Below are 13,714 nucleotides of genomic sequence, written 5' to 3'. Positions count from 1 at the left end.
TCCTTCTGGACATCAGATTGGGGTTACATTTTATCAACTGCGGCGTCGCCGATGTTATCAACACCGCGTTCCGCAAGAAGATTGGTGAGCCAGTCCGGGTCCATTTCCGGGACCGAGGACAAGAGCAAATCGGTATAGGCGTGGTGTGGCGGCTTGAACATGTCCCGCTTGGGCCCTTGTTCGACCACCCGGCCTTCTTTCATCACCACGACCTCGTCCGAGATCGCTTTTACTGTCGCAAGATCATGAGTGATGAACATATATGTCAGTTGCAGTTCATCTTGCAAACGCGCCAATAGTCGCAGGATGCCTTCGGCGACCAGTTGATCAAGGGCTGATGTGACCTCATCACAGATGATGAATTTTGGTTCTGCCGCCAGCGCCCGTGCGATGCCGATCCGCTGCTTTTGCCCGCCCGACAGTTCCGAAGGCAGACGATTGTAATATTCGCTCGGCTCCAGCTCGATCTGTTCGAGAAGTGCATCCACCCGTTTGCGTTTGGCCTTGCCGGTCAGGCCCAGATAGAATTGCACGGGCCGTGCGATGGTCTGCCCGATGGACATGCGCGGGTTCAGCGCTGTGTCGGCCATCTGATAGATCATCTGCACCTGACGCAGCTGATCTTTGGACCGCTTGCGATAGTCGGCCGGCAGCACATCGCCATCCAGCAGGATCTGCCCGCTGGTTGGGGGCAAGAGCCCGGTGATGCAGCGCGCGGCGGTGGATTTGCCTGAACCGCTTTCGCCGACCACAGCCACCGTCCGGCCAGAATGCATGTCAAAGCTGACATCGTGCAGTACCGGCACCTTGCCATAGGCGGCATCGACATTTTGCACGCTGACCACGGGGACCGCGCTGGTCTGAACCGCAGGTTTAGCAGGCCGTTCAAAACTGCGCACCGCCCAGAGTGATTTTGTGTAATCCTGCTGCGGGGCAGACAGCATTTGCCGCGTGTCGGCGGTTTCGACCTCTTCCCCTTGGAGCAGTACTTTGATCCGGTCGGCCATCTGCGCGACAACGGCCAGATCGTGGGTGATGTAGATTGCAGCGGTACCGAACTGTTCGACGATATTGCGGATCGCGGCGAGCACCTCGATCTGGGTGGTGACGTCAAGTGCGGTTGTCGGTTCGTCAAAGATGATCAGATCGGGCCGACAGGACATGGCCATCGCCGTCATTGCCCGCTGCAACTGCCCGCCAGACACCTGATGCGGATAGCGAAAGCCGATCTCTTCGGGATTGGGCAGGCGCAGTTTGCGATAGAGTTCGATCCCGTCGGTTTCGCTGTCTGCCCGGTTCATCACCCGGTGCTGCACCGGTCCTTCGACATGCTGCTCGATCAGCTTGTGCGCGGGGTTAAAGCTGGCGGCAGCCGATTGCGCAACATAGGCGATGCGTTTGCCCAGCAGGTCGCGCTTGGTCGCGGCAGAGGCTTTCAACAGGTCAATGCTGTCAAATTCGACCGAGCCTTCGCTGATCCGCACCCCGTCGCGGGTATAGCCCATAGCGGCCAGGCCAAGCGTGGATTTCCCGGCCCCGGATTCACCGATCAGCCCTAGCACTTCGCCCCGCGCAAGTGTCAGATCGATCCCGCGAATGATCGGGCTCCATGTTTCATCACTGCGGCCTTCCAGCTTGACGCCGCACATCTTGAGAAGTGGGTTCTGGTCTGGGGTTTTTGTCATCTCACTCTTTCAACCCCGATGATTTATGCAGCATCCAGTCCACCACGAAATTTACCGCGACGGTCAGCAATGCGATGGCCCCGGCGGCGAGCAAAGGCGATGTCGCAGCCATGGGGGCGAATTGGGCGTAGTTCACGAAACCGCCAAGATCACGTACCATCGTGCCCCAATCCGCAAGCGGCGGCTGGATACCGACCCCAAGGAAGGACAATGCGGCAATCATCAGGAAAACAAAACAAAAGCGCAGACCGAATTCAGCCAAAAGCGGTGCGGTGGCGTTTGGCAGGATTTCCTTGAACACCAGATAGCCCAGACCTTCACCGCGCAGTTTGGCGGCCTCGATGTAATCCATCACGACGATGCTTTGACCAACCGCACGGGCCAGACGATAGACACGTGTGCTGTCTATCACGGCGATGATCACAACCATGAAAACGGTCAGCGGGATACCAAGCACCGGCGACCAGACGCTGGCGATGGTCATCAGAAGCAGCGCAAAAATCAGCGAGGGGATCGCCATCAGCACATCAACCCCCCGCGACATGATCTGGTCCAACCAGCCCCCCAAAGTCGCGGCCAGAAAGCCAAAGGTCCCGCCCAGAAAGAACGCAAGCAGCGTGGTCGCAAAGGCGATGCCGACAGTGTTTTGCGCGCCGTAGATCAGACGGCTGAGGATATCGCGCCCGATTTGGTCAGTGCCCAGCGGGAAATCGGGGTTACCCCCCAGCGCCGGATCACCGCCGGGCGTGATATTTGCGGCAACGCCGGGAATGATCTGTTCCTGCCCGTAAGGTGCAATCACCTGCGCAAAGATCGCAAGGATCGCATAGATCAGGATGACCAGAATACCAAAGGACGCGGTCAGCGGCATGGCGCGAAACATCTTGCGGCTCCATGCGGTGCCGATGGTGCGGCCCAGAAGCCGGAACAGCCAAGCCGCAATCGAGAAGATAATGAAACCTTCGATCGCGATCCGCAGAAAGAAATACTTGTTGGCGATGGCCGGGTCGGCGCTGCGCCCTTGAAGATAGCCCCAGACCAGCCAGACCAGAACCGCGAATCCCAGCACATAGCCGTAAGCGACGCCAAACGGCATATCGCGAAAGCGCGGGGCGTTCCCTGTCGCCATTTGTCCGGCAAAACGGAACCCCCAAGCAAGCGCGCCAAGCGCCACCAGAATTGCTGCAATCCATACGATCATTTCGGATGCCTCAATCTTGGGTTTGACAGGATCGACAGGATATCGGCCGTCAGGTTCAGCATGATATAGGCCGCCGCAAAGATCAGGCAGCAAGCCTGCACCACCGGTATGTCCCGGATTTTCACGCTATCAACAAACAATTGCCCGATGCCGGGGTAGACGAACACCACCTCGACCACAACAACGCCGGTGATCAGATAGGCAAGGTTCAGTGCGATCACGTTGATGATCGGGGCCAGCGCATTGGGCAGCGCGTGTTTCACAATCACCCGCATCGGTGACAACCCTTTGAGCCGCGCCATTTCGATATAGGGGCTGGCCAGCAGGTTGATGATCGCGGCCCGCGTCATCCGCATCATATGCGCCGTGACCACGAGTGTCAGCGTCAGCGCCGGCAGCAACGTCCGGTTCAACCGTTCCCCAAAACCCATCCCATCATAGATATTCGATAAGGACGGCAGGATCGGGTTCAGCACTGCCAGAAACAGGATCAGGACATAGGCCAGAAAGAATTCGGGGCTGGAAATCGACGACAGGGTGAAAATATTCGTCGCCTTGTCAAAGACTGAATTCCGATAAAGCGCCGCCAGAATACCCAGCAGGATCGACAAGGGCACGGCGATTACGGCCGTGACGGCGGCCAGAAACATGGTGTTGGCAAAACGCGGGGCGATCTGTTCAGCGACCGTCTTGGCCCCAGAATTCGTGCCTGTAAAACTGGCGAAATTTGCTTGGGCAAAGCTGCTACCCAGATCGCCCTGCGCGACACCGGCTAGCCAAGCAAAATAACGTGTGACAGGGGGCTGATCGAGGCCAAGGTCACGCCGGATGGAGGCAACCGCCTCTGGTGTGGCGCCCTGGCCCAGAATAGATTCTGCAAAATCGCCGGGCAGCATGTTCACTGCCACAAAGATCACCACGGAAACGATCAGCAAAGTCAGCAGGCCCAGCGCAAGACGCTGAAGGATAATCTTAAGGACATTGCCCAAAATTTTAGTTTTCCCCGTTAGTTGCGCAATTGAATAACAACTATGTTTCCTGTGTAAACCCTTACACGCCCAGAGCGATGCGCTGCGCCCCGAACGTGTCCATTTTGCGCACCAGTTCCGCGCTGATCCCCGGCTCTGACAATGCATGCCCGGCCCGACCGACAAAAGTCAGCTGAGATTTCGGCCACATCTGCGAGAGTTTATATGCGGACACCGGCGGGCATATCATATCATAGCGCCCTTGCACGATGACGCCAGGAATTTCAGCAATCTTTGCCATCTGGTCCGGATGCAGGATCTGCTGATCCGCGGACAAAAAGCCTGCATTGTGAAAATAGTGGTTTTCCAGCCGGGCAAAGGCACGGGCGTAATCAGCCGGGCTTTCCCCGGTGATCCCGTCACTGTCGATAGAGGCCAGCGCGTTTTCCCACGACGCCCAAGCCCGCGCATACCGCGTTTCCTGTGGGATATCCCCGGAAAAGAGCCGCCGGTGATAGGCGCCGATCAGGTCGTTTTGTTCATCCTCCGGGATCAGGGATGTGAACTTGCCCCAGAGATCGGGCCAAAACCGGCCTGCGCCGCCGCCATAGAACCAATCAAGTTCGGGCTGTGTCATCAGGAACACACCCCGTAGCGTCAGTGCCGCCGTATGATCAGGATGCGCCTGTGCGTAAATCAAGGCGAGCGTCGCCCCCCATGATCCACCAAAGACGATCCACCGATCAATCCCAAGCGTTTTGCGGATCAGCTCAATATCCGCGACAAGGTGCCATGTGGTGTTGTTGGTGACGCTGGCATGCGGCCGCGACCGTCCGCAGCCACGTTGATCGAACAGGATCACCCGGAAAACGCTGGGATCAAAATAGCGCCGCATCGCCGGGCTGCACCCACCACCGGGGCCGCCATGCAGCACGATCACAGGCACGCCATCCGGGTTGCCGCATTGTTCGACATAGATGCTGTGGCCGTCGCCCACATCCAGCATACGCTGATCGAAGGGTTCGATGGGGTGATAAAGATGTGCGCCCGCGCGCTTTTGTCCTACGACTTTGTCCATATACAACCTATATCGCGTGTAGCGACCAGAGACCATAATGCGGAGCCTAAAATGTCGGCCACAAATACAGTTGACCCGTCTGAAATCGCAAAGTTTGAGGCGATGGCCGCGGAATGGTGGGATTTGAACGGTAAATTCAAGCCGTTGCACATGATGAACCCGGTCCGGCTGGACTATATCACCGGCCAGATTGCCGCCGAATTCGGCCGCGATTTGCAAGACCCCGCGCCCTTTGCCGGATTGCGTATTCTCGACATCGGCTGTGGTGGCGGTCTTTTGTGCGAACCGATGGCCCGGCTGGGTGCGACGGTTGTGGGCGCGGATGCTGCTGAACGCAATATCCCGGTCGCCCGCATCCATGCAGAGCAATCAGGCGTCGAGATTGATTATCGCCACACGACAGCCGAAGCGCTCGCAGATGCAGGTGAACAATTCGATGCTGTGTTGAATATGGAAGTGGTCGAACATGTGGCTGATCCGCAGGCCTATCTGACGGCCTGCCAGCAATTAATGAAACCGGGCGGGATTCATATTTGTTCGACGATCAACCGAAACCCGAAAAGCTTTGCCATGGCGATTGTCGGGGCGGAGTATATCATGCGCTGGCTGCCCAAGGGGACACATGAATGGAACAAATTCATCACGCCGGATGAGCTGGTCGCGATGCTGTCAAAGGCGGGGATGACGCCGGTTGATCGCAAGGGGTTCGTCTTTAACTTCGCCCGCTTCACATGGTCCATCTCGGATCGTGACCTGTCGGTGAACTATGTGACAGCGGCGACGAAGCCCGCTGAATAGGGCGAAATGTTCGATAGCGACAAGGCTGGGGTTATTCGATCTGGCTAAGCTTCAGCCGCATTTCGCGTAGCACCGGTAGGGCGATGCGGACCTTGTCGGCGCCGACGTTCTTTACCACCTCGGCGATTACCGGCGCGATGGCGGCGATGGCGGCGTCGCGGGCGGCTTGGCCTGCGGGGCTGATCGACACCATCTTGCGCCGCGCATCATCCCAGTCGGGCCGGATATGCACCCAGCCGGCCCATTGCAGTTTGCGCAGCGTGTTGGTCATCGCCCCGCGCGTCACATGGAACGTCTTGGCCAGTTGCGCGGGCGACCGTTCAGCCCCCATATGCGCAAGCTGGTTGAGCACTGAAAAATGTGACAGTTCCATCCCCTTGGGCAGCACACGTGCCACGTTAGACCGTGCAAGCTGGTCCACGGCGAGAATTTCGCTAAAGAGCGAGACCGCAAGATGGGTGGGGACGTCGGTCATCAGGGTCCTTCAAAGGCGCGGTCATGCGACAAGGCTGCGATACGTTTGCGGCTTTGTGACACTTCCGCACTGCTAAGATCAACCAGACCGATGCCCGGCTCTGGGCCAAGATCCGCCAATACCTCGCCCCAGGGCGATACGGCCATCGCATGCCCGTATGTTTTGCGCGACTTGCCTATGGCCGCCGCATGTGTGCCCGTTTGGGCCGCTGCAAGCACATAGCTGCCCGTTTCGATTGCCCGCGCCCGCAACAGCGGTTCCCAATGCGCGGCCCCGGTGACGGGGGAAAAGGCAGAGGGGACCAGCAGCACCTCTGCCCCGGCCTGTGCCAACGCCCGGTAGAGATAGGCAAAGCGGATATCGTAGCAGATACTCAGCCCAAGCTTGCCAAAAGGCGTATCCGCCACCACCGCCTGCTCCCCCGGGCGATATCCGGCAGATTCGCGATAGGTTTCACTGTCCGATACTGTCACATCAAACATGTGAATTTTATCGTAACGCGCCACGATCCGGCCCGCCGGGTCGATCAGGAAAGACCGATTGGCAAAGCGCCCGTCTACATCATCGGTTTTCAGGGCCAGCGAACCGATGGAGATCCAGATATCGTGCTGGATGGCCGCTTCCCGCAGGGATTTGAGCGTCTGATCCGCGTCTTCGTGTTGCAGCACATCCATCTGATGCTGCCGATTTTGCGACACGCAGTTGGTGACTTCGGGGGTTAGCACAAAACCCGCACCCTGACCGGCGGCCTGCGCAATCAGTTCAGTCGTCCGTGGCAGGTTTGCCGCCGGATCATCACCCGCGTTCAACTGGATCAGTGCTGCCTTCATGCAGCCAGCATAGCATCCAGCTTGCCACCCCGTTCAAGCGCAAACAGGTCGTCGCATCCGCCGACATGTTGATTATCAATGAAAATCTGCGGCACAGTGCTGCCGCCATTGGCGCGCTGGATCATCTCGGCCCGGCGATCGGGCTGGGCGGTGATATCAACCTCTGCATAGCTGATCCCCTTGGAATTCAACAGGCGCTTGGCCATGTGGCAAAAGCCGCAGGTGGGTTTGGTGTAGATTTCAATCGTCGGCATGGTTTGGATCCTTGGAATAGTTTCCATGATATCTAGGCGTCTTTGACGACCCTTGCCAGTATCAGGACCGCTACCTTTGCTGCCCCTGCCGTAATCAGCGCCTCGGCGCAGGCGGCGAGGGTTGCGCCAGATGTCATTACATCGTCGATCAGCAGAATGGGCTTGCCCTTGATCATGGCGCTCCGTTTCGGGTTGGGGATGATCGCCCCTGACAGCGCGGCAAAGCGCGCATCCCTGCTGTGCCCTTCCAGCGGTTTCATCTTTTTGGGCCGCAGCAAGGCGTCCGGGCAGGTGGGTCTTTCCAGCAGCTTGCCCAATTGATGGGTCAGCAGCGCCGCCTGATTATACCGCCGTCGCACCAGTCGCACCCAATGCAGCGGGACCGGGACCAGCACCGTATCATCGCAAAGCAAGGGGCGCGCCACCTGCGCCATCCAACCAGCAACGGGCCACGCCAGATCGGTTCGGTCCCCGTGTTTCAACGCCAGCACCAGACGCCGTCCGATCCCTGTATAGACAAGCGCGGCCCGCCCCTGATCCCAGGGCCGGGCAATTGTCATGCAATCATCACATTGCACCGGCTCGCCCGGATCATCCCCTGGAAGCGGCGCGCCACAGCTGTCGCAGACCAGACCGCCGATAAACTGCGTGTCCCGCCAACAGGTGCTGCACAATCCGAATTCAGCTTCGGTCAATGCATCGCATGCGACGCATTGCGCCGGGTAGATCGCACGAATGACGCTTTGCAACCGCATCTTTGCACCCTAGATGATGCCCATGGAAAACTTGCCCGACCTGATCGACCGTACCGCGCTGGCCCGAAACCGTGCCCGCGCCGAACCTGACGCCCTGTTTTTACAAGAACAGGTGGCAGATGAACTTCAGGAAAGACTGGATGAGGTTAACAGAACCTTTAAATCCATTGCGATTGTGACCGGTTTCCCTGATTTCTGGGCCGTACGCTATCCCGATGCCAAGATTGTGCCCGATGATGATCTGCTGGATTTACAGCCAGAGGCCCATGATCTGGTCATTCACGCCATGTGTCTGCACTGGGCCAATGATCCGGTTGGCCATCTGGTGCAGTGCCGCCATGCTTTGCAACCTGACGGTCTGCTAATGGCGAGCTTTCTGGGCGGGCAGACCTTGCAAGAGCTGCGTAAATCGCTGGCAGAGGCAGAGGTCGCCGTGACCGGCGGGCTGTCGCCGCGCATCGCCCCAATGGGTGAGATCCGCGATCTGGGGGCCTTGCTGCAACGCGCGGGGCTGGCATTGCCAGTGGCAGACAGCATGCCCCTGACCGCCAGCTATGCCAACGCATTTCACCTGATGCATGACCTACGCAAAATGGGGGAGGCCAATGCGCTGACCGACCGGGTGCGCCACCCAACCCGCCGCAATGTGCTGACCGAGGCGGCGAGTATCTATGCCGCGAATTTTCGCAATGCCGATAACCGGGTGGATGCGACATTTGAAATCATCACCCTTACAGGATGGGCCCCAGCGGACACGCAACAGCAACCACTGCGTCCGGGTAGCGCAAAGTTGCGGCTTGCTGACGCATTAGACACGGTAGAGACACCATTGGATCGGTCCAAAGATTGACGCGCTGCGTAATCCGTTTAATTCGATCTACAATGACGCAAAGGGAAAGCTGATGAAGACGTTTGATGCAGAAAGCCAGGCCAGCGCGCGGCCCGCAACATGCCCCGCGCACGCCCCTGCTGACCATCCGAAAATCAAGCCCGGACGCGTTGGCATCCTTGTGGCCAATCTTGGTACGCCGGACGGGACTGATTATTGGTCCATGCGTCGCTACTTGAACGAATTTCTGTCCGATAAGCGCGTGATCGACTATTCCGCATGGCTTTGGCAGCCTTTGTTGCAGCTTGTCATTCTGACCAAACGTCCATTTTCGTCGGGGGCAGCCTATAAATCCATCTGGAATGAAGCGGCAGATGAAAGCCCGCTAATGACCATTACCAAGGCACAAACCGCCGCGATCCATGCCCGTATGGTTGAACGCTTTGGCGATGATGTGCGGGTGGATTTCTGCATGCGCTATGGCAACCCTTCAACGCGATCCAAGGTGCGCGAAATGGTCGAGGCCGGGTGTACACGAATTCTGTTCTTCCCGCTTTATCCCCAATATGCGGGCGCAACATCAGCCACGGCAAATGACCAGTTTTTCCGCGCGCTGATGGATGAAAAATGGCAACCCGTTGCCCGTGTGGTCGAACCCTATTGTGATGACCCTACCTATATCGAGGCCTTGGCCCAATCCATCGAACGCGCTTATGCCGATGCGGGAACCAAGCCCGAAAAGCTGGTCTGCTCTTATCATGGTGTGCCGGAACGCTATCTGCGGGAAGGGGATCCTTATCACTGCCAGTGTCAGAAAACGACACGGCTGCTAAAGGAGCGGCTGGGCTGGGATGACACCCAGATTGTGACGACCTTTCAGTCCCGCTTTGGCCCCGAAGAGTGGCTAAAGCCCTATACGGTCGAAGAGGTCGCGCGTCTGGTGAAAGAGGACGGCATCACGAACATAGCCGTCTGTGCCCCAGCGTTTTCGGCTGATTGCATCGAAACGCTTGAAGAAATCAACGAAGAGATCAAGGAAAGCTTCGAAGAGGCCGGCGGCCAGCATTTCACATATATCCCCTGCCTGAATGATGATCCCGCACATATCACGGCATTGTCCGGCATCATCGAGAAGAACCTGAAGGGCTGGCTGGAATAACGAGCCGGTCGTGGGGTGGGGCAAGCCACACCGCTATCATCCGACATGACAAAGTGCCGCTGAGCAGTTGGCGGTTTTCTGCGCGCTTGGAAATGCCAATGAAATCGCGAAAAACCGCCGATAATTCACGACAATAGGCAATAATCCGCGCACACTCTATTGAACAAGGTGACAGGTTTACGGGTGGTGAGTAACCTACGTCTAGCTATCAGTGTGTTTGATTTCCCACAAGTTTTCCAAACTATGCCGCAATGGGGTCACATTTGCGCGGCACCTTTGCCATGTTTCGGTTTGTTTCGTTGTGATTCGCTGCTGAACATGGGCGATGGTGAATAATGTCTTATGCGGACAACGTAGAGCCTGAGGGGGCTCGCCAAGAAAGGACAGAGTCGCTCCCTGTAGGGACGCGGCTTTTAAGTGATCAGTTCACAATTACTGGCCGTATCAGCAACGGTGGCTTTGGCATTACCTATATGGCGCAGGATAATTATCTTGCGCGTACGGTTGTCATCAAAGAATGTTTTCCTGAGGTGTTTTGCCACCGCGAAGGCACCAGTGTTCTTGTCAGATCGCAGTCCAACGCAGAAAAATATCGTTCCATTGTCGAGATGTTCATGCGCGAGGCGCGCAGCATCGCCAAGCTGCGGCACCCTAACATTGTCGGTGTTCACCGCGTGTTTGAGGATAATGACACCGCCTATATGGCGCTTGACCTGATCGAAGGTCAGGATCTGCGCCAGTTCATCAAGGGCAAGGGTCAATCGCTGGACCCCCGCCAGATCAGAGAGATCCTGATCCGCCTGCTGGATGCGGTTGATATGGTGCATCGGCAGGATCTGCTGCACCGTGATATTTCGCCCGATAACATCCTGATAGACAAATGGGGCAATCCTGTCCTGATTGACTTTGGCGCGGCCCGCGAAGAAGCGAGCCGCGAAAGTCGGGCGCTCTCCGCGCTTTTGGTGGTGAAAGACGGCTATTCCCCACAGGAATTCTATTTTGCTGGTGGCAAACAAGGCCCCTGTAGCGATCTTTATGCGTTGGCCGCAACATTCTACCACCTAATTTCAGGTGATGTCCCGGCCAACAGTCAGACCCGCATGGCCGAAGTTGCCAGTGGTGGCGTTGATCCATGTGAACCGCTTGCAGGGCGGTTTGACGAATACACCCCAGAGTTTCTGGAAGCGATTGATAAGGCCATGTGCGTTCTGCCTAAGGAACGGCTGCAATCGGCGCAGGAATGGGCTGACATGATCGCGCCACGCCGACGGCAAACCCAGCCGATGGCCTTGCCAGAAAAAAAGGCTGACGATGTTCTGGGCGCGGTGCTGAGCAAACTGGTTTCAGAAACAAACGAATATGTGCGCAATTCCAAATTGGAAGACCAGCAATCAGCAAGCCCTGTTCAGCGAAAGCAGGCAGATATCAAGCCAGTTCCTGCTTGGGTGGCAGAGTTCAATGCAGAAACAGAGGAAATCGTGCACAAAATGGGCGGCCCCAAGCCAAAGTCCAGACGCGCACCAGCATCTGAACCGCAGAGCTTTGTGCATGAAGAACCTCATCAGGGACGCCGGCTGCCATTGATGAAGAGCCGCCCGTCGCGCGTGGATCCGTTCCCGGTGCCCGTTCTGCCAGACCGCGGCTTTGCGGCGAGAATATGGTCTCAGGTTGATGCTATCCGCGCAACTTGGATACTGGCGGTGTTTTCGCTGTCTGTCGTCCAGACTGAAAAAATTATTCGCGTCGCTGAAACGCTTTTGAACTGATCCCTTTGACTTGACGCCGTGGCGTCAGATCAACAAAACCTGCGTTCCAACCTTGGCATATCCGAACAGCTCAGCAATCTGCTCATTATAGAGCCCGATGCAGCCGTTTGATGACCGTCGCCCGATCTTGCGCGTGTCATGGGTACCGTGAATCCGGTAATACTGCCACGACAGGTAAAGCGCATGTGTCCCAAGCGGATTGTCAGGACCAGGGCCAATGAAGTCAGGCCATTCTGGATTACGCTCTTTCATCGAAGGTGTCGGCGCCCAGCTGGGTCCTTCGACCTTGCGAGTGATTTCTGTCCGGCCTGTCCGTGTTAAGTCTTCGGTCAAGGGCACGCTGGTTGGGAAAAGCTTGTAAATCGCTTGATCTTCGGACCAGTAATGCAGCGCGCGCGACTGGATATCGACCAGAATGGCCCCGTTATGCAGGTTGCTGAAATAAGGCTGCCAATCCAGCGACCGAAAACTGGAGATATTCCGCTGCACAGCATCGGAAATATCGCCTTCGATTTCGGTGGTGTTGCTGCTCTGTGCGACAGCGCCTGTTCCGATTACGGCGGCGGTTGTCGCCAGAAAGCCACGGCGCGACAGGTTTTTCGTCATTTCGGTCTCCGCTTTGGAACAGAATTCTGGTTTGATCCTTTATCTAGAGCGGGAAGGCTATGACGGCAAATCAAACAATCGTAACAGTGACGTTGTCAGTGCCATGTGTGTTTGAACTACGCCATCTTTGCCGCTAAGGAATATCGACGCAACAGATGAGCAGACACATGTACCGACGTAAACTGATGATGGGCCTTGCCGCCATGAGCCTGACCGCATGTGCTGGCGGCGGCGCGGGGCGTGCGCTTGGACCGGACGGTCTGCCACTGCCAACGGTCTACAGGATCGACGCCGGTGACGAGGCTGCGGTTCAGTTTCGGATGCTTGATGCAGTGAATGCGCTACGGGCAAAGGCGAACCTTGCACCCGTGCAGCTTGATCCCCGCCTGAACGCTGCCGCCGCGACCCATGCGCGCGACATGTCGATCCAAAACCGCCCTTGGCTTTTCGGATCTGACGGGTCCAGCCCGCTGGACCGCGCCCGCCGTGTGGGTTTCCCCGGTCGGTTGCTGGGCGAGAATATCTCTGAATCATATGAGACAGAGTTGCAGACACTTGCCGCCTGGATGGGGCAGCCGGATACACGATCAGTGCTTATGGATGCCGATGCCCGTTACATGGGAATCGCATGGTTTCAGGAACCCGCAGGGAAACTGTGGTGGACACTCAACATGGGCAGTGATCCAGCGATGAGCCGCCCAATCCCATCCGCAGGGTTCTAACGCATTTTGATTTAAACGTTTGCGTGCCCGTCGCGGGCACGCAAGGGTTCAGGCGTAGATGAAAATCCGGGTGCCGGTCTGCACCATCGCGTAGATTTCATCCATCTCTTCATTTTTCACCGCGATGCAGCCCCAGGTCCAGTCTTGCTGGTTCACATAGGCATCTGGCGTTCCGTGAATAAAGATATCCCCGCCCGGCCTGACCCCACGCGCGCGGGCGCGGGCAATGTCATTGGTGTTGGGATAGGAAATACCAATCGACAGGTGATACCGGCTGTTCGGATTGCGCCGGTTGATCAGGTACGCGCCTTCGGGCGTGCGCCCATCGCCTTCCTGAACTTTGTGGCCCGCAGGTTCAAACCCCAGATTGAATTTGTATGTTTTCAACAGTGTCACATTGTGCAGCAGCTGCATTTCACGCCGCGATTTGAACACTTGAATACGAGTCACTGTCGGTCCGCTATACTGCGTTGCGGATGCCCCACAGCCGGCAATGCTTGCCGCTGCACCGACCATTACGGTTCTTCTTGATATCATCATTCTGCCCATTTTTACGGTCTTCGCCGTTTTTTTCCTGCTTACACCAAA

15 protein-coding genes are annotated in these 13,714 nt (G+C 57.2%); 5 read left to right on the top strand and 10 right to left on the bottom strand.

The features are described 5' to 3' along the window. Window positions 1-23: 23 nt before the first annotated feature. The 4 genes from ACJ5NV_RS07190 to pip all read right to left on the bottom strand — a co-directional run bounded on the left by ACJ5NV_RS07190 (window position 24) and on the right by pip (window position 4,932). Window positions 24-1,685: an ABC transporter ATP-binding protein gene (locus ACJ5NV_RS07190; protein WP_411642964.1), complete on the bottom strand. Its 1,662-nt coding sequence runs from the start codon at window positions 1,683-1,685 to the stop codon at window positions 24-26. A 1-nt stretch (window position 1,686) separates the two neighbouring features. Next, the gene (locus ACJ5NV_RS07185) at window positions 1,687-2,886 is read right to left on the bottom strand and encodes an ABC transporter permease (RefSeq protein WP_411642963.1); all 1,200 of its coding nucleotides are present in this window, start codon (window positions 2,884-2,886) and stop codon (window positions 1,687-1,689) included. Further along, window positions 2,883-3,875, bottom strand: a complete 993-nt coding sequence (locus ACJ5NV_RS07180) for an ABC transporter permease (RefSeq protein WP_411642962.1) — start codon at window positions 3,873-3,875, stop codon at window positions 2,883-2,885. Before ACJ5NV_RS07180 ends, ACJ5NV_RS07185 begins: the two co-directional genes overlap by 4 nt. A gap of 61 nt (window positions 3,876-3,936) precedes the next feature. After that, window positions 3,937-4,932 carry a prolyl aminopeptidase gene (pip, locus tag ACJ5NV_RS07175; protein ID WP_411642961.1) on the bottom strand — a complete coding sequence of 332 codons (996 nt, stop codon included), beginning with the start codon at window positions 4,930-4,932 and terminating at the stop codon, window positions 3,937-3,939. A 51-nt stretch (window positions 4,933-4,983) separates the two neighbouring features. On the opposite strand from pip, the gene ubiG reads away from it, so the two are divergent. Continuing rightward, window positions 4,984-5,730 carry a bifunctional 2-polyprenyl-6-hydroxyphenol methylase/3-demethylubiquinol 3-O-methyltransferase UbiG gene (ubiG, locus tag ACJ5NV_RS07170; protein ID WP_411642960.1) on the top strand — a complete coding sequence of 249 codons (747 nt, stop codon included), beginning with the start codon at window positions 4,984-4,986 and terminating at the stop codon, window positions 5,728-5,730. A 31-nt stretch (window positions 5,731-5,761) separates the two neighbouring features. Here ubiG and ACJ5NV_RS07165 read toward each other — a convergent pair whose 3' ends face one another. From ACJ5NV_RS07165 to ACJ5NV_RS07150, 4 genes are read right to left on the bottom strand one after another with little or no spacing between them, the layout of a single operon-like run. After that, window positions 5,762-6,205 carry a MarR family winged helix-turn-helix transcriptional regulator gene (locus ACJ5NV_RS07165; protein WP_411642959.1) on the bottom strand — a complete coding sequence of 148 codons (444 nt, stop codon included), beginning with the start codon at window positions 6,203-6,205 and terminating at the stop codon, window positions 5,762-5,764. Then, on the bottom strand, window positions 6,205-7,035 hold the full coding sequence (locus ACJ5NV_RS07160; RefSeq protein ID WP_411642958.1) for a carbon-nitrogen hydrolase family protein: 831 nt from the start codon (window positions 7,033-7,035) through the stop codon (window positions 6,205-6,207). Before ACJ5NV_RS07160 ends, ACJ5NV_RS07165 begins: the two co-directional genes overlap by 1 nt. Then, window positions 7,032-7,289, bottom strand: a complete 258-nt coding sequence (gene grxC, locus ACJ5NV_RS07155) for a glutaredoxin 3 (protein ID WP_411642957.1) — start codon at window positions 7,287-7,289, stop codon at window positions 7,032-7,034. Before grxC ends, ACJ5NV_RS07160 begins: the two co-directional genes overlap by 4 nt. A 32-nt stretch (window positions 7,290-7,321) precedes the next feature. Then, complete coding sequence (locus tag ACJ5NV_RS07150; protein ID WP_411642956.1) at window positions 7,322-8,044, bottom strand: double zinc ribbon domain-containing protein; 723 nt, start codon at window positions 8,042-8,044, stop codon at window positions 7,322-7,324. A gap of 22 nt (window positions 8,045-8,066) precedes the next feature. On the opposite strand from ACJ5NV_RS07150, the gene ACJ5NV_RS07145 reads away from it, so the two are divergent. From ACJ5NV_RS07145 to ACJ5NV_RS07135, 3 genes are all read left to right on the top strand, one after another. After that, a complete protein-coding gene (locus ACJ5NV_RS07145; protein ID WP_411642955.1) occupies window positions 8,067-8,894 on the top strand; it encodes a methyltransferase domain-containing protein in 828 nt (275 codons plus the stop codon). A gap of 52 nt (window positions 8,895-8,946) precedes the next feature. After that, window positions 8,947-10,032, top strand: coding sequence for a ferrochelatase (hemH, locus tag ACJ5NV_RS07140; protein WP_411642954.1), 1,086 nt, complete (start codon window positions 8,947-8,949; stop codon window positions 10,030-10,032). A 473-nt stretch (window positions 10,033-10,505) separates the two neighbouring features. After that, on the top strand, window positions 10,506-11,798 hold the full coding sequence (locus tag ACJ5NV_RS07135; protein ID WP_411642953.1) for a serine/threonine-protein kinase: 1,293 nt from the start codon (window positions 10,506-10,508) through the stop codon (window positions 11,796-11,798). Between the two features lie 24 nt (window positions 11,799-11,822). Here the strand turns inward: ACJ5NV_RS07135 and ACJ5NV_RS07130 are convergent, their stop codons facing one another. Beyond that, entirely contained in the window at window positions 11,823-12,404 is a 582-nt protein-coding gene (locus ACJ5NV_RS07130; protein WP_411642952.1) for a L,D-transpeptidase, read from the bottom strand. A gap of 167 nt (window positions 12,405-12,571) precedes the next feature. On the opposite strand from ACJ5NV_RS07130, the gene dalA reads away from it, so the two are divergent. Further along, a complete protein-coding gene (gene dalA / locus ACJ5NV_RS07125; RefSeq protein ID WP_411642951.1) occupies window positions 12,572-13,126 on the top strand; it encodes a divisome-associated lipoprotein DalA in 555 nt (184 codons plus the stop codon). A 48-nt stretch (window positions 13,127-13,174) separates the two neighbouring features. Here dalA and ACJ5NV_RS07120 read toward each other — a convergent pair whose 3' ends face one another. Then, a complete protein-coding gene (locus ACJ5NV_RS07120; protein ID WP_411642950.1) occupies window positions 13,175-13,576 on the bottom strand; it encodes a L,D-transpeptidase family protein in 402 nt (133 codons plus the stop codon). Window positions 13,577-13,714: the final 138 nt, after the last annotated feature.

The sequence above is a fragment of the Loktanella agnita genome (assembly GCF_046640325.1).
In the GTDB taxonomy this organism is placed as follows: Bacteria; Pseudomonadota; Alphaproteobacteria; order Rhodobacterales; family Rhodobacteraceae; genus Yoonia; species Yoonia agnita.
Note: the sequence above shows the minus strand (reverse complement) of the source record. Positions and strands in the feature narration are given on the sequence as shown.

Excerpts from the sequence above, each read along its gene's own strand:
- hemH (WP_411642954.1), top strand. The coding sequence starts at position 8,947 with ATGAAGACGTTTGATGCAGAAAGCCAGGCCAGCGCGCGGCCCGCAACA.
- dalA (WP_411642951.1), top strand. The coding sequence starts at position 12,572 with ATGTACCGACGTAAACTGATGATGGGCCTTGCCGCCATGAGCCTGACC.
- ACJ5NV_RS07190 (WP_411642964.1), bottom strand. The coding sequence starts at position 1,685 with ATGACAAAAACCCCAGACCAGAACCCACTTCTCAAGATGTGCGGCGTC.
- grxC (WP_411642957.1), bottom strand. The coding sequence starts at position 7,289 with ATGCCGACGATTGAAATCTACACCAAACCCACCTGCGGCTTTTGCCAC.
- ACJ5NV_RS07150 (WP_411642956.1), bottom strand. The coding sequence starts at position 8,044 with ATGCGGTTGCAAAGCGTCATTCGTGCGATCTACCCGGCGCAATGCGTC.
- ACJ5NV_RS07165 (WP_411642959.1), bottom strand. The coding sequence starts at position 6,205 with ATGACCGACGTCCCCACCCATCTTGCGGTCTCGCTCTTTAGCGAAATT.
- ACJ5NV_RS07130 (WP_411642952.1), bottom strand. The coding sequence starts at position 12,404 with ATGACGAAAAACCTGTCGCGCCGTGGCTTTCTGGCGACAACCGCCGCC.
- ACJ5NV_RS07160 (WP_411642958.1), bottom strand. The coding sequence starts at position 7,035 with ATGAAGGCAGCACTGATCCAGTTGAACGCGGGTGATGATCCGGCGGCA.
- ACJ5NV_RS07135 (WP_411642953.1), top strand. The coding sequence starts at position 10,506 with ATGGCGCAGGATAATTATCTTGCGCGTACGGTTGTCATCAAAGAATGT.
- ACJ5NV_RS07185 (WP_411642963.1), bottom strand. The coding sequence starts at position 2,886 with ATGATCGTATGGATTGCAGCAATTCTGGTGGCGCTTGGCGCGCTTGCT.
- ACJ5NV_RS07145 (WP_411642955.1), top strand. The coding sequence starts at position 8,067 with ATGGAAAACTTGCCCGACCTGATCGACCGTACCGCGCTGGCCCGAAAC.
- pip (WP_411642961.1), bottom strand. The coding sequence starts at position 4,932 with ATGGACAAAGTCGTAGGACAAAAGCGCGCGGGCGCACATCTTTATCAC.
- ubiG (WP_411642960.1), top strand. The coding sequence starts at position 4,984 with ATGTCGGCCACAAATACAGTTGACCCGTCTGAAATCGCAAAGTTTGAG.